This window comes from Neisseria uirgultaei, from assembly GCF_962719845.1.
Taxonomy (GTDB): Bacteria; Pseudomonadota; Gammaproteobacteria; order Burkholderiales; family Neisseriaceae; genus Neisseria; species Neisseria bergeri.
The window spans coordinates 60429-74136 of the sequence record NZ_CAUIYF010000010.1 but is presented as its reverse complement, the minus strand read 5'-3'; the positions used below and the strand labels follow the sequence as shown (position 1 = coordinate 74136).

At 47.6% G+C, this 13708-nt stretch carries 13 protein-coding genes and 1 pseudogene; 7 read left to right on the top strand and 7 right to left on the bottom strand.

What is annotated here, in order from left to right; translation table 11 throughout:
* Nucleotides 1–198: 198 nt before the first annotated feature.
* The 4 genes and pseudogenes from coaBC to Q9J32_RS10205 all read left to right on the top strand — a co-directional run.
* A complete protein-coding gene (coaBC, locus tag Q9J32_RS07480; RefSeq protein WP_301883085.1) occupies nucleotides 199–1404 on the top strand; it encodes a bifunctional phosphopantothenoylcysteine decarboxylase/phosphopantothenate--cysteine ligase CoaBC in 1206 nt (401 codons plus the stop codon).
* A 590-nt stretch (nucleotides 1405–1994) separates the two neighbouring features.
* Nucleotides 1995–2144 (top strand): HNH endonuclease, encoded by a 150-nt coding sequence (locus Q9J32_RS07475; RefSeq protein WP_301669953.1) that lies wholly within the window; start codon nucleotides 1995–1997, stop codon nucleotides 2142–2144.
* Nucleotides 2145–2149: 5 nt separating this feature from the next.
* Nucleotides 2150–2626, top strand: a complete 477-nt coding sequence (locus tag Q9J32_RS07470) for an SMI1/KNR4 family protein (RefSeq protein ID WP_127298187.1) — start codon at nucleotides 2150–2152, stop codon at nucleotides 2624–2626.
* Nucleotides 2627–2844: 218 nt separating this feature from the next.
* A pseudogene (locus tag Q9J32_RS10205) lies at nucleotides 2845–2952 on the top strand (hypothetical protein); the annotation flags it as partial.
* A gap of 68 nt (nucleotides 2953–3020) precedes the next feature.
* Here Q9J32_RS10205 and Q9J32_RS07460 read toward each other — a convergent pair.
* The 3 genes from Q9J32_RS07460 to gmk all read right to left on the bottom strand — a co-directional run bounded on the left by Q9J32_RS07460 (nucleotide 3021) and on the right by gmk (nucleotide 6152).
* The gene (locus Q9J32_RS07460; protein WP_301883087.1) at nucleotides 3021–5177 is read right to left on the bottom strand and encodes a RelA/SpoT family protein; all 2157 of its coding nucleotides are present in this window, start codon (nucleotides 5175–5177) and stop codon (nucleotides 3021–3023) included.
* 92 nt (nucleotides 5178–5269) lie between these two features.
* The gene (gene rpoZ / locus Q9J32_RS07455; protein WP_002212665.1) at nucleotides 5270–5476 is read right to left on the bottom strand and encodes a DNA-directed RNA polymerase subunit omega; all 207 of its coding nucleotides are present in this window, start codon (nucleotides 5474–5476) and stop codon (nucleotides 5270–5272) included.
* A gap of 58 nt (nucleotides 5477–5534) precedes the next feature.
* On the bottom strand, nucleotides 5535–6152 hold the full coding sequence (gmk, locus tag Q9J32_RS07450; RefSeq protein WP_301883088.1) for a guanylate kinase: 618 nt from the start codon (nucleotides 6150–6152) through the stop codon (nucleotides 5535–5537).
* A gap of 127 nt (nucleotides 6153–6279) precedes the next feature.
* Here gmk and Q9J32_RS07445 point away from each other — a divergent pair, with 127 nt between their 5' ends.
* Nucleotides 6280–6879, top strand: coding sequence for an adenine phosphoribosyltransferase (locus tag Q9J32_RS07445; protein ID WP_014580597.1), 600 nt, complete (start codon nucleotides 6280–6282; stop codon nucleotides 6877–6879).
* Between the two features lie 47 nt (nucleotides 6880–6926).
* On the opposite strand, the gene Q9J32_RS07440 is transcribed toward Q9J32_RS07445, so the two are convergent.
* On the bottom strand, nucleotides 6927–7715 hold the full coding sequence (locus Q9J32_RS07440) for a Cof-type HAD-IIB family hydrolase (RefSeq protein ID WP_301883090.1): 789 nt from the start codon (nucleotides 7713–7715) through the stop codon (nucleotides 6927–6929).
* 324 nt (nucleotides 7716–8039) lie between these two features.
* On the opposite strand from Q9J32_RS07440, the gene trhP reads away from it, so the two are divergent.
* Nucleotides 8040–9395 (top strand): prephenate-dependent tRNA uridine(34) hydroxylase TrhP, encoded by a 1356-nt coding sequence (gene trhP / locus Q9J32_RS07435; RefSeq protein ID WP_301883092.1) that lies wholly within the window; start codon nucleotides 8040–8042, stop codon nucleotides 9393–9395.
* A 96-nt stretch (nucleotides 9396–9491) separates the two neighbouring features.
* A complete protein-coding gene (locus tag Q9J32_RS07430; protein WP_003714353.1) occupies nucleotides 9492–10004 on the top strand; it encodes a hypothetical protein in 513 nt (170 codons plus the stop codon).
* 250 nt (nucleotides 10005–10254) lie between these two features.
* Here the strand turns inward: Q9J32_RS07430 and Q9J32_RS07425 are convergent, their stop codons facing one another.
* From Q9J32_RS07425 to Q9J32_RS07415, 3 genes are all read right to left on the bottom strand, one after another.
* Complete coding sequence (locus Q9J32_RS07425; protein ID WP_002250719.1) at nucleotides 10255–10596, bottom strand: type II toxin-antitoxin system RelE/ParE family toxin; 342 nt, start codon at nucleotides 10594–10596, stop codon at nucleotides 10255–10257.
* A complete protein-coding gene (locus Q9J32_RS07420) occupies nucleotides 10584–10871 on the bottom strand; it encodes a hypothetical protein (protein ID WP_002235100.1) in 288 nt (95 codons plus the stop codon). Before Q9J32_RS07420 ends, Q9J32_RS07425 begins: the two co-directional genes overlap by 13 nt.
* Before the next feature lie 279 nt (nucleotides 10872–11150).
* Nucleotides 11151–13628, bottom strand: a complete 2478-nt coding sequence (locus tag Q9J32_RS07415; protein ID WP_301883094.1) for a TonB-dependent hemoglobin/transferrin/lactoferrin family receptor — start codon at nucleotides 13626–13628, stop codon at nucleotides 11151–11153.
* Between the last annotated feature and the right edge of the window lie 80 nt (nucleotides 13629–13708).

The window sequence follows — 13708 nt, the reverse complement described above, 5'->3', positions numbered from 1 at the left end:
GATAAGGTTTTTTATTTCCACCAAACGCTGCGCCGCCTCCAATAATCCCTCCCCCCTCCTCCGACTGGTGCGCCTTTGTGAATATGCCGCCTGAAACTCGGGGCTTCAAACGGCATATTGTATTCAAACGGTAACTAATGTATCCATACTTTGTTATAGAATGGCTGCTGTTTTTCTTCGTAATTAGAAATTGTCAAAATGGGCAAACATATTCTTTTAGGTGTAACAGGCAGTATTGCAGCGTATAAGTCTTGCGAGTTGGTGCGGCTGCTGAAAAAACAGGGGCATTCGGTTACGGTGGTTATGAGCCGCTCGGCAACTGAATTTGTTTCTCCGCTGACTTTTCAGGCTTTAAGCGGCAATCCCGTTCTGACCGACACGCACGGCGGCAACGGTTCAAACGGTATGGAACATATCAACCTAACCCGGAATGCGGATGTTTTTCTGATTGCGCCGGCAAGTATGAATACCGTGGCAAAAATCTGTAACGGCGTGGCAGATAACCTACTGACCAATCTGGCAGCCGCACGGAAATGTCCTCTTGCTATCGCTCCCGCCATGAATGTGGAAATGTGGCTCAACCCTGCCAACCAACGGAATATCGCACAACTGGTTTCAGACGGCATTACTGTCTATATGCCAGGCTCGGGCGAACAGGCTTGCGGAGAAAATGGTATGGGAAGGATGCCGGAACCCGCAGAATTGCTGGACCTGCTTCCGGATTTATGGACACCGAAAATTTTAAAGGACAAGAAAATCTTGATTACCGCAGGTGCGACATTTGAAGCCATTGACCCCGTCCGGGGCATCACAAATATCTCCAGCGGGAAAATGGGCGTGGCTTTGGCACGGGCATGCCGTGCCGCGGGTGCAGAAGTCAGTCTGATTCACGGGCAACTTCAAACCGAACTGCCTTTCGGTATATCCAATACGGTTCAAACCGTCAGCGCCGAAGATATGTATCGCGCAGTGCATCGCTTGATTGGAAAACAAGATGCTTTTATTTCTGTTGCCGCCGTCTCAGACTATAGGGTTAAAAACAAGAGTACTCAAAAATTCAAAAAAGATAAAAATGCCAAACCGTTATCCATCGAATTGGATGAAAACCCTGATATTTTGGCATCCATTGCCTCATTACCGAACCCGCCGTTCTGTATCGGTTTTGCCGCTGAAACGGAGAATGTATTGACATATGCACGAGAAAAACGCATTAAGAAAAAAATACCGGTGATCGTTGCCAATGATGTTTCAATCGCGATGGGCAAACCGACCAACCGGATTACCATTATCGGGGACGACGGGGAACTGTCTTTTCCCGAAACAAGTAAAGATGAAGCGGCAATGCGGATTGTTGAAAGGCTTGCCGTATATTTGAACAAATACGGGACAGATGAGGGTAGCTAGTAAAGATTTATGGAAAACTATTGAACGTGGACAAGTGCCCAAAAATCAATTTACTTCCGAATTCTTCACTAACACTTGGTCAACAGTTAGAAAGATATTTGAACAATGTTCTGAAAGCAACAAACCCAGAAAAGGCGCCGAATTATAAAGAAATACCGAAAAAGGATGATGGAACTCACTCTGGAATTGTAAATAGAACCACAAAACCCATGTTCACAGGAGGGAAATAATTGAGAAAATTTTTTGTCACTGCAGCAATAATTATATTTACTATATTATTTAATAAATATGATCAACAGAATTGCATGAAAAAAATAATTTTTATAAATAATAGAGTTCACTTGTTTAAAACTCAGAAAGGAAGATACCCATCTAATTTAAGCGAGATTAATATTTATCCACATGAAATTTTAGGATGTAATTTTTTTAGCTATAACGTGCCTGGCTGGGGGAATTGTAATTACATATCGTATAACCACGGACACTATATTTTAAGTATAGATAGTGTTTTCAATGGTTGTTTAACAGAGTCTGAAGACGAGTCTATTTATTTAAACTCAGGGAGATATGATTTCTAAAAGAATGAACAAATAACGAAGATTAAAGCAGGAAATGAAAAAATTCCTGGTTATACATGGCATCATAATGCGCAAAGCCCTCCTAATAATATGCAGTTAATTCCTAATAGTATTCATAACGCTGTTAGGCATACCGGTCAAAAATCGTTAAAGAAAGATTAGTGAACATGGAAGAACTATCAATATCATCAGATGAGGGATTGGTTCCAATAAGAACAATTCAACAATTTGCTGAAGATATAGGGGTTGTTTTTCCTGTTTCATATGTATCACTTCTTAGCAAACATGATCATTTATACCCTAAAGAAAATATTTTCAATTTTGTCAATCAATACGGTGAAAATGATGAAAGAGACATTTCATTTTTAGGGTATAAGCAAAATTTAGGCTATGAAGATATTTATAGCTATTCATGTATTGATGATGAATATGGGTATGCAAAAAAAGTGATTGCTTTTGGGATTTCAGCTAATGGCGATTATATCTGTTTTGATTACAGAAAATGCAATGAAAATCCATGTATCATTCTGATGTATCATGATGATTTTTATGAAGATGAGAATGGAGATACGAAAATGGTAACCAGCCATATTGCAGATAGTTTTGATGCCTTTTTGGATATGCTGTATGAACTTTCAGATTAAGTGTGTAGGTTGAGTTGAAAACCCAACTAAATTAAAAAAATCGTCTGAAATCAGCAAGCCGTAGTCCATATGAAACCTAAACTCAACAAGTAGGATGTGTGCGGAACGCACGCATGTGGTTCTCAAGGTTTGAGCTAAGAGGCCGTCTGAAACAATAAATACAGTTTCAGACGGCTTTTCTTTTAACAAATCGTAACAGCAATCAGACAAAAGCAGCCTACCACCACACCCATATCGGCAGCACGGCCGGCAAAACGATTATCCGAAGCGGCGGGGATACCACCCTCAAAGGTGCGCAGTTTATCGACAAAGGCGTACAGACAGATAAGCAATTGAACGGATAAACCATAAAACGGGTTGCCTGTTAATCAAAAGGCAACCCGTTTTACCTGCTTCAACTTCTGATAACTTTGCGGATATATGGGATGCTGTGCAGATTTTGAATAATCTGATTCAATTGATTCAGATTTTTAACTTTCAATAAAAATTTGAATTCGACAAAACCTTCCGTTCCCGACTGGGATTTAGACGGTGTTTCGACCGACTCGATGTCCGCACCGGAATCGGAAATCGCTTGCGCCATTAATGCCAACAGGCCGTGGCTGTCTTCCGATTGGACTTGAAGCCCGACACGGTAGTTCTGCCCGTTCATATTTTCCCAGTCTGCATCCAGCTGCTGTTCGGGATCGGACTTTAACAACGTCGGGCAGGTATCCCTATGGATAATCATGCCTTTTCCCTTAACCAACAGCAAACGGATGGAATCGCCGGGAACAGGGTGGCAGCACTCTGCAAAATGAATATGCCCGCTTTCCTGACCATCGACTTTAATGGAACTGAGCTTGACCTCGCTACCGAAATGCTCCCCTGCCAACTCGGCAATGTGCATGGCGACATAAACAGGCAGGGTATGCCCCATACCGACGTTGTACAGCACTTCCTCAAATGAAGTCTGTTTGTCGTTGAGATCGGCAAGGTATTTTTCTTTGATGCCGTCTGAAAGCAGGACATCTTTGGGCAGCAAACTGGACAGGGCTTTTTGTAAGAGGCTCTCTCCCAAAACGACCGCATCGTGCCGGTTAAGGTTTTTAATATATTGGCGTATGGCACTGCGCGCCCTGCCTGACACGGCGAAATTCAACCATGCAGGATTTGGTTTGGCATGTTCGGATGTAATAATTTCGACGGAATCGCCGGTTTTGAGCTTCGTACGCAGCGGCATCATGATATTGTTGATACGTGCGGCAACGGTTTTGTGCCCGATATCGGTATGCACCGCATAAGCAAAATCGATAGGTGTTGCACCCTTGGGCAATGTTAGGATTTTTCCTTTCGGGGTAAGGATATAGATTTCGTTTGGAAACAAATCGACTTTGACGTGTTCGAGAAACTCAATGGCATTGGCACTGCTTGCCTGCAAGTCTAAGATATTTTTCAGCCACCGGTTTGTGTGAAGCACCGCCTGATCGACCGTCTTAGAATCTGATTTATAGCTCCAATGTCCGGCGATTCCACCTTCGGCAACAGCATCCATTTCCCTGGTACGTATCTGCACTTCAACCGGCAAACCATAAGGCCCGACCAAAGTCGTATGCAGACTTTGATAACCGTTGCTTTTCGGAATAGCGATGTAGTCTTTAAACCGTCCGGGCTTGGGCTGATAGAGGTTGTGCAATGCGCCGAGCGCAGCATAACATGCAGGAATACTGTTAACGATGACACGAAAACCGTAAATATCCATAACTTCGGAGAAATGCAGTTTTTTTTCTAACATTTTCCGATAAATGCCGTACAGGTTCTTTTCCCGACCCTTGATTTTGGCTTCTATGTTCGCCCCTACCAAACGCTGGCTGAACGCACGCAAAATCTTTCCAACGACATCCTGCCTGTTTTTCCGACTCTTATCCATCGCCTTTTTCATGGTTTCATAGCGATTGGGATGGAGATTCTGGAAAGATAAATCCTGAAGCTCTTGATATGCATTATTCAAACCTATACGGTTGGCAATTTGCGCATAGATTTCAAGGGTTTCTTTTGCAATACGACGACGCTTGTCGGGACGCATCGAACCGAGTGTCCGCATATTATGCAGACGGTCAGCAAGTTTAACGACAATCACGCGTACATCTTTGGTCATTGCCAAAATCAGTTTGCGGAAACTCTCCGCCTGATGCTCTGCATGATCTTCAAATTTGAGTTTTTCGAGTTTGGACAGACCGTCCACCATCTCGGCAATCGTATTGCCGAATCTTGCGGCCATCTCCTCTTTCGTAACGCCTGTATCTTCCAGCACATCGTGCATTACACCTGCACAAAGACCCTGTACGTCCATATGCCAAAGGGCGAGCTGCGTCGCAACGGCAATCGGATGCGTAATGTATGGTTCGCCACTTTTCCGGGTTTGTCCGTCATGAGCGTGAAATGCATAGGCAACAGCCTTCTCGAGCTCAACCTGTTCTTCAGGCTTGAGATAGGAAGCGGTACGGAAAAGCAGGGTACGTGCTTCGGCAGTTAAATAGTCGTAAGGTGCGGTGGGTTGTGGGACAGGCATTTCAGACGGCTTTCGGAACATATTTTATTTTTCGTTTCAAACCGTCGGACTGCACGGCGGCAGAATGTGCCGACGTGCGTTTCCGGCAGAATTTATTTATTGCGCGTCAACAGCTCCGTACCGATATGCCCGGCGGCGATTTCCCTTAAGGCGGTAACGGTCGGTTTGTTATTGCGGACATCGTCCACAAGCGGCGTATTGCCATTTTCAAGCTGGCGGGCCCGACGGGCCGCTACCAATGTCAGGTCAAAATGGTTGGAAATTTTTCCGGTACAGTCTTCGGTGGTAATACGTGCCATATTATTTGCTTTCTTTCAAAAATATTTAAATTGGGAAACCGAGTATTTTCGCGGTTTTTTAGGAATTTTCCAACAAATCTGCAATAAATCCCAGTTGCCGCGACCTTTTCAGACGGCAGGCATTCACGATATGGCGCAAATCTTCCTCCGCTCGCTCCAAGTCGTCATTGACCACGACAAAGTCGAACAATACAGACTGTTCGATTTCATGCCTTGCTTTCGAAAGCCTCCTTTGGATAACTTCCCGACTGTCCGTCCCGCGTCCGTTGAGGCGCGCGGCAAGTACGTCGAAAGAAGGCGGCAGGATAAAGATACCGACGGCTTCAGGCAGCGCGTCGCGAACCTGAGCCGCACCCTGAACGTCGATTTCCAAAATCACGTCATAGCCTGCCGCCGCCAACGCATTCACGCCCTCCGCGCTTGTGCCGTAATAGTTGCCGAATACGTCGGCGTATTCCAAAAAAGCTTCCTGCGCGATAAGCGACTCAAACTCTTCTTTGGAAACAAAGTGATAATGTACGCCGTTTGCTTCGCCTTCACGCGGCGGGCGCGTCGTGTGCGACACGGAAACGCGCAAACCGTTATGGTTTGCCAACAGCCGCGACACCAGCGTGGTTTTGCCCGTGCCGGAAGCGGCCGAAATGATAAAGATGTTGCCTTTTCGATAAGCGGACATATTTTTTACCTGTATATTTTCCAGCCGATTGTATCACAACGGACACTCGGTTTCCTATTTGCCGATGCCCATATTTTGCCGCTATTGTTTTGATTGATTTGGCAAGCGGCAGGCTGACGGCTACAATATGGCGTTAAAAACATCAAACATGGAACACACAATGCTGGTTCATCCCGAAGCTATGAGTGTCGGCGCGCTTGCCGACAAAATCCGCAAAATCGAAAACTGGCCGCAAAAAGGTATCTTATTCCACGACATCACGCCCGTCCTGCAAAGTGCGGAATACTTCCGCCTTTTGGTTGATTTATTGGTTTACCGCTATATGGATCAGAAAATCGACATCGTTGCCGGTTTGGACGCGCGCGGCTTCATTATCGGCGCGGCACTCGCCTACCAGCTCAACGTCGGCTTCGTCCCCATACGCAAAAAAGGCAAGCTGCCTTTTGAAACCGTATCGCAAAGCTACGCGCTCGAATACGGGGAAGCTGCGGTGGAAATCCACACCGATGCCGTCAAACCCGGTTCGCGCGTGCTGCTGGTCGATGATTTGGTTGCCACGGGCGGCACGATGCTTGCCGGGCTGGAGCTGATCCGCAAACTCGGCGGGGAAATTGTCGAAGCCGCCGCTATTTTGGAATTTACCGACCTTCAAGGCGGCAAGAATATCCGTGCAAGCGGCGCGCCCTTATTTACCTTGCTTCAAAACGAAGGCTGTATGAAGGGCTGAAACAACCGGCCCTGCCGTCTGAAACCGGCAGGGTTGTTATGATGCGTTCAAATCACGCCCAAATCTTGCAAGCCCCTCAACACGCCGTCTTCATCAACGCCGGGGCAAACATATTTCGCCGCTTCTTTCGCCGCCTGTTCCCCGTTGCCCATTGCCACGCCGAACCCGACTTCTGACAGCATTTCCACATCGTTCAAACCATCGCCGAACGCCATCACGTCTGCCATTTCCAAACCCAATGATTCAACCACGCTTCTGATGCCGTCTGTTTTCGACATTCCCGCAGGCAGCAGATCGACCGCTTCCTCATGCCAGCGCACCGTTTTCAAGCCTTCCTGTTCCACAATATCCGACCAGAGCGGCATTTCGTTTTCCTCCGCAAACACCAGCATCTGATACACCGGTTTGCTTGAAAAATAATCCTTATCGGCAAAAAAATCGCTGGCGATATGCTGCAAGGCGCGGCACACGCATTCCGACAGCGCGGACACGGCGATCCCCTCTCCGCCGACAAACGCATAATCCATGCCCAAGCCATCCAAATGCGCGCAAACCCTGCCCATCAAACCGGCATCCATCGGTACTTCGCGCACAGTTTTACCGTGCAGCAGCGCAAACTGTCCGTTTATCGTTACCACGGCATCCATACCCGTTGCCGCCATCATGTCCCTGACCTTTTCGGGAATCGTCGCCAAAGACCGCCCCGTTGCCAACGCCGTCAATATACCTTTGCCGCGCAAAGCCGCCACCGCCGTTTTCACGGAAGGGCGCAAGGTATCCGTATATTTTCGGTATAGCGTATCATCAATGTCGAAAAACACGATTTTGGGATTCATCACATTCTCTCTCGCACTCAAACTGCCGCATTGTATCCCAAGCAGGCAAATACTTGATAAATCCTTATAAATTTCCCGGCAAAATTGACCGCGAACACGAAAAGGCGGATAATCCGCCCATCTTCAAACACCATTCAGACGGCATTTGCAGCAATGCCGTCTGAAACATTTTTACAAAGCACACAAATCATGTTTCAACACACAGGACGACACATAAAGCGTCGCCCTATATGTTGCCCTGATTCGGAAGGGGTTACGCCCCTCCCAAATAAAGTCTGATTCTACCGCCCTAAAGGGCGGGGTTTCAACCGAAAAGGAAACACGATGAAAGCACCCGAACTCTTATTGCCCGCCGGCGGATTGGAAAGAATGCGCGCCGCCTACGATTACGGCGCAGATGCCGTTTACGCCGGCAGCCCGCGTTATTCCCTGCGCGCCCGCAATAACGAATTTGCCAAACTCGACATCCTCGAGCAAGGCATTAAAGAAGCGCACGATCGCAACAAAAAATTCTTCCTTACCGTCAATACGCTGCCGCACAACTCCAAACTCAAAACCTTTGTTTCGGATATGGAGCCCTTGATTGCCATGAAACCCGACGCGCTGATTATGGCGGATCCGGGCTTGATTATGACCGTGCGCGAAAAATGGCCGGAAATGCCGATCCACCTGTCCGTACAAGCCAACACCACCAACTACTGGGGCGTGAAATTCTGGCAGAATATCGGCGTCGAACGCATCATCCTGTCGCGCGAATTGAGTATGGAAGAAATCGCCGAAATCCGCCAACAATGCCCCGACATCGAACTCGAAGTCTTCATCCACGGCGCATTGTGCATCGCCTACTCAGGCCGCTGCCTGTTGTCGGGCTATTTCAACCACCGCGACCCCAACCAAGGCACCTGCACCAACTCCTGCCGTTGGGACTACAAAGTCCACAACGCTACGGAAAGCGATGCAGGCGACGCCCAACTTCTGCAAGGTTTTAACTTTGAAAAAGCCCAAGAAGAATCCAACCAAAACTTTGAAGGTATCAACGGTCAAAAACGCCATCCCTACGCCGACAAAGTTTTCTTGATTGAAGAGTCCAACCGCCCGGGCGAAATGATGCCGATTATGGAAGACGAACACGGCACCTACATCATGAACTCCAAAGACCTGCGCGGCATTGAAGTGGTTGAGAAACTCGCTAAAATCGGCGTGGACAGCCTCAAAGTCGAAGGCCGTACCAAGTCGCTCTACTACGTCGCCCGCGTCGCCCAGTCCTACCGCAAAGCGATTGACGATGCCGTCGCAGGCCGTCCGTTTGATTACAGCCTGTTGAGCGAACTCGAAGGCCTCGCCAACCGCGGCTACACCAGCGGCTTCCTCGAACGCCACCAAACCCAAGACTATCAAAACTACCTGACCGGCCATTCCACCGCCAAACAAAGCCAATACGTCGGACACGTTACCGAAATCGACGAAAATGGCTGGGCGACCATCGAAGTCAAAAACCGCTTTGCCGTCGGCGATTCACTCGAAATCATCCACCCGAGCGGCAACCAAACCATCAAATTGGAACAAATGACCCGCAAAGGCCAACCTGTCGATGTCGCACCCGGCAACGGCATCCAAGTCAAAATCCCCAATATGCAGAGCAAAGAAAAAGCCCTCATCGCACGCGTATTGAACCCCTGAGCCACAATGCCGTCTGAAACCTGTTTTCAGACGGCATTTTGTTGAATCTTACGGTACAATGCTAATGATTTCCCACAGCAAACAAGGACATCCGACATGAAAAAAATCCTCATACTCTCCGCCGCCGCTCTGATGCTGGCAGCCTGCCAATCCGGCCGCGCGCCTAAAAACGTACACACGGCATCCGCCGGCACACCGGCCGGAGAATCATGCAAAGTCATCCGGGGCGACACCGCAGGAGGAGGCAAAAACATCATTTACCGTTGCAGCAACGGTCAGGCGGCAATAAATGCAGCCATTGCAGACGGCGTATTGGAATCCGGGATTCCCGTCAGCTTCGGCGGCGGGGGCGTACCGGTTGCAAACGGCAGGAATCTGGTTACACGGCAAGCAGCAAACGGCGTTGGCAAATCCGACTCAGAGGCCTGCGAACGCGCCCTAATCAATGCCGCCCGCAAATTCCAACAGACCGCAGGCAAACTCGGCGGACGCAGTATTACCGGCTTCCACAGCTACTTCGACAAGCAGCCGCTGCAAGGCGGACAATACGACTGTCAGGCAGGCTCGTTCCACGTCCGCGTGGTCATGCGCGCCAATGTCGTCCGTTAACATATCGGCAACCAAAAATGCCGTCTGAAACATTTTTCAGACGGCATTTTTAATCCCCTTGCCTTATTGTGCGGCAGATTCAGATCGGGAACTCCATACTTCCATATCTGCACCGTTCAAACATCCCGCCTGCGGAACGGAATCAAAGCGGCAGTCCGGTTATGTTCTTGAAGGCGGTTTATCCGAACGTGCCGCAACAAAGCCGAAACGCATTGCCCCGCACAAGGGAAAGCCGCCAAACCAAATACCGTTATAAAAAAGGAAAGCTCAGGCGGTAGGCATTTTCACGGAAATGCCTCACCGTCAAAATCAATATTTGCTTACCTGATTTATCGTGCCAAAACAAATAGCTATAACCGCTTTTGCCATAAGGCACGATTACTTCCCTTACATTTTGCAAAGTTTCCCCCGCCACCGACAAATCATAAGGTTTCCCATTACTCGGGCTGCTTTGTGTAGAAACAAAAGAATTTTTAAGCAGCCGCATCACTGTATTTGCCTGACGTTCCGCACCCAAATCATTCAAAAAATTATAAATCCTGACCAAATCAGATTGAGCGGGGCGTGTAATGATCAGCTTTACTTGCGGCATTCGGGCATATCCTTCGATTCATCGCCACCCAAGCCGTCCACCCAGTCTGCAAACTCATTAAGCGTAATATGCAATCCTGTTTCCCGATAATCCTGAAAAGCCTGCATCGCCCGCTTATCGTAGGCTTGTTTGGCTTTCAAGCGTTCTATATGACCATCCACCGCATCCAATACGATACTGTGCACACTGCCCCCGAAATCCCGGGCCAGCTCTTGTAAAACGGCTTTGCGGTATCCCAGTTTGACACCGGTTACTTCCTGATTGGTAAGCATCATTATTTTCCCATAAATCAAACGTCTGACACGACATTATAAACACAATGCGGCATCTGCCGCCACCCTTGCGGACGCGGCGTTACCGGCTTCCACAGCTATAGTGGATTAAATTTAAATCAGGACAAGGCGAGGCAACGCCGTACTAGTTTTTGTTAATCCACTATATCAATATCAAACCCCATCACGCAGATTTACGGTAAAAAGCCGTCCGAATGGGTTCTTGAACACAATTCGGACGGCTTTAATTTCCAACAAGACAATTAATCCAATAATACTAGATTAAAACTTCCATTCCAGCGATACGGCGTAGTTGCGACCGGGGGCGTAGTAGCGTTCCAAACCCTGATTTGCTGATTTAGTATTCGATACGCTTAAAGAGTTAATAGTCGATCTCGGATTGATGCCGCGCAAGCTGTCCCACGTATGGTATTTCCGGTTAAACAGATTATAAACACCCGCCCGCAAAGTCATACGTTTTGCCGGTTTGTAGTAGCCGAACACATCCACAACAGTTGCCGCCTTATTCAACCAACGGAAGTCGATTTTATCGTCACGATACTGCCAGGCAACAGCACAATCTTCTGTTTCCCCACCTGTCCAAGGATCGGGTTTATAGCTTGTGCAATAGCTCTTTTGTTCAATCACTTGGGCATCTTTGGCTTTTTTCCTGCCCATATAGCTGACACGGGAGAAAATACCCCAACGCTCATCAGGAGACTCATAATCGAATCCAAGCACCAACTTCAGCGGCTGGATGGACAGCATACTGCCGCGATCGCCGGACAATTTGCCTTTGCTGTAACCCAATGCGCCGGATAATTTGAAACCTTCCGGCACGGGCATTACTTGATGTAGGTTCATCTCTCCTTTAAGTTCAATTCCCCTCACCCTTGCTTTATCGACATTGACCATTTGCTGACCGATTTGGGTAAGTGTAGCACCGCAATAGGTCGGATCCGTATGACAAGCATACCAATCACCAGCAAATGGATTGGGAACTTGGAAGGTATGTTCTTCTTCAAACAGGAAATTACGGTAACGGGTTTGATACAGGCTGAAATCCAAAGACCCCTTGTCGTTTTTACCATGCAGCGACAATGTTTGATTCAGGCTGCGTTCGGCTTTCAGCGACGGATTCGCTATCCAGTGGCCATACACGCTGGTATAAGTAAAATACATTTCCGATGCTGTCGGTACGCGATGGCCCGTATTGATTTGGTAAGCAGCACGCCAAGTATCATTAAAGCGGTAGTCCAAACCTAAAACGCCGTTCCATGTATTAAAACTTCTTGCGGCCGGATTGCCGTCATTAACACAGGTACTCAGACAAGGCGTATCCGGCTTAAAAGCCTGCGGCTTTACCTTCTCATGGTCGTAGCGCACGCCTGCATTTACAGATAACTTGTCGCCAAAAGCGATTTTATCCTGCAATGAAAAACCGATTTGATCCGTCTTCATCGGACGTATAATGGTGTAATGTTTACGGTCGGTTATATCGCCTGTTGAATTAAAATCCAAATCATCATTTACATTTTCAAAGTCGCGGCGACTGGCAAAAGTCTTAAACGATAATCTGTGCTCCCCTTTCCACAGTGAAAAAGGCTGGCTGTCCAAACGGAAAGATAAACGCTTGTATTTGGTATCCATATTCCGTTCGTCTCTATCAGCCATAAAGCCGTTGTGATACTGATAACCTGTGCGCCAGTCTCCGGTACGAACCATATCACCTTTATAGTTTATCGCCCCATTGCGGGTTTTCTGATAATCCAAGTCCGTGCGCAGCAAAGCGAGGACGGAAGATGCAGGTGTCCACTCGTGGTTCAGGTTAATATTGGTGCGTTTCTGTATATCATCCGCCTCCCGCCAATAACTTGTCAGGGAATAAGTTTTTTCATAAGTGTAATTACTGTTATTTTGTCCATTAACAGAAAAACCGAAACGGTGAGAGTCGGCCGGTTGCCAGCCTAATTTCACCAAATAACTGTGATTATTGTGTTTGGACGGATCTGGATGAATGCGTGCCGATCCACGCTCTGCCTGATCCTGCTTATCCAATTCGCCAAACCCTACAAAATCAACGACATCCCCCCCCCCGCTTTTCATTTCATGCCCGTGTCGGCGGGAATACAAAACCACGGCATCAAAAACATTGCCCGCATAGCCGAAACCTGCGGTATTCGCCCACTCTCTGTTTTTACTTGCGTAACCGCTGCGTAGAAGTGCGCCGAAATTTTGTTCCGGCAAAACAATATCCCGTGCATCAAGCGTGCGGTAGTTCACATTACCACCTAAAGAACCGCTGCCGCTTTCAAATGAATCCGCACCTTTCGTAATATCTACACCCTTAACCAACTCGGTATCGATGCTTAAACGGGAATTATTGAAGTTGCCGTAACGTGCATAAAGTGAATTTTCTTCCGAACTGGGCAATGCCACACCGTCGATACTGATACCGACACGGTTGTCTTCTACCCCGCGCATGGCAAAGCCTTTCATACGGCGGCCATCATCGGATACACCGACATCTGATGAATAACGCACCAAATCGCGTGTATCCCGAATCATTTGCTCTTGAATGGTTTTAGCCTTTACTCGTTCCACAGTGGTAGATGCATTGTGCCTACCTTTAACGCGCACTGCCTTTACCTCTGCCTTAACGGGTGTGGTTTCAGTTGCAGCTTCATCCGCTGCCAAGACCGAATTGCCGAAAATACTGCCGACCAGCGCGGCGATAGGGAGCATTTGTAATGGTTTCATATTATCAACTCAAGATGTATGGATTGTTCATCCTCGGTTAGCGCATAATAGATTTTCTGATAATCATTAATATTTAATAA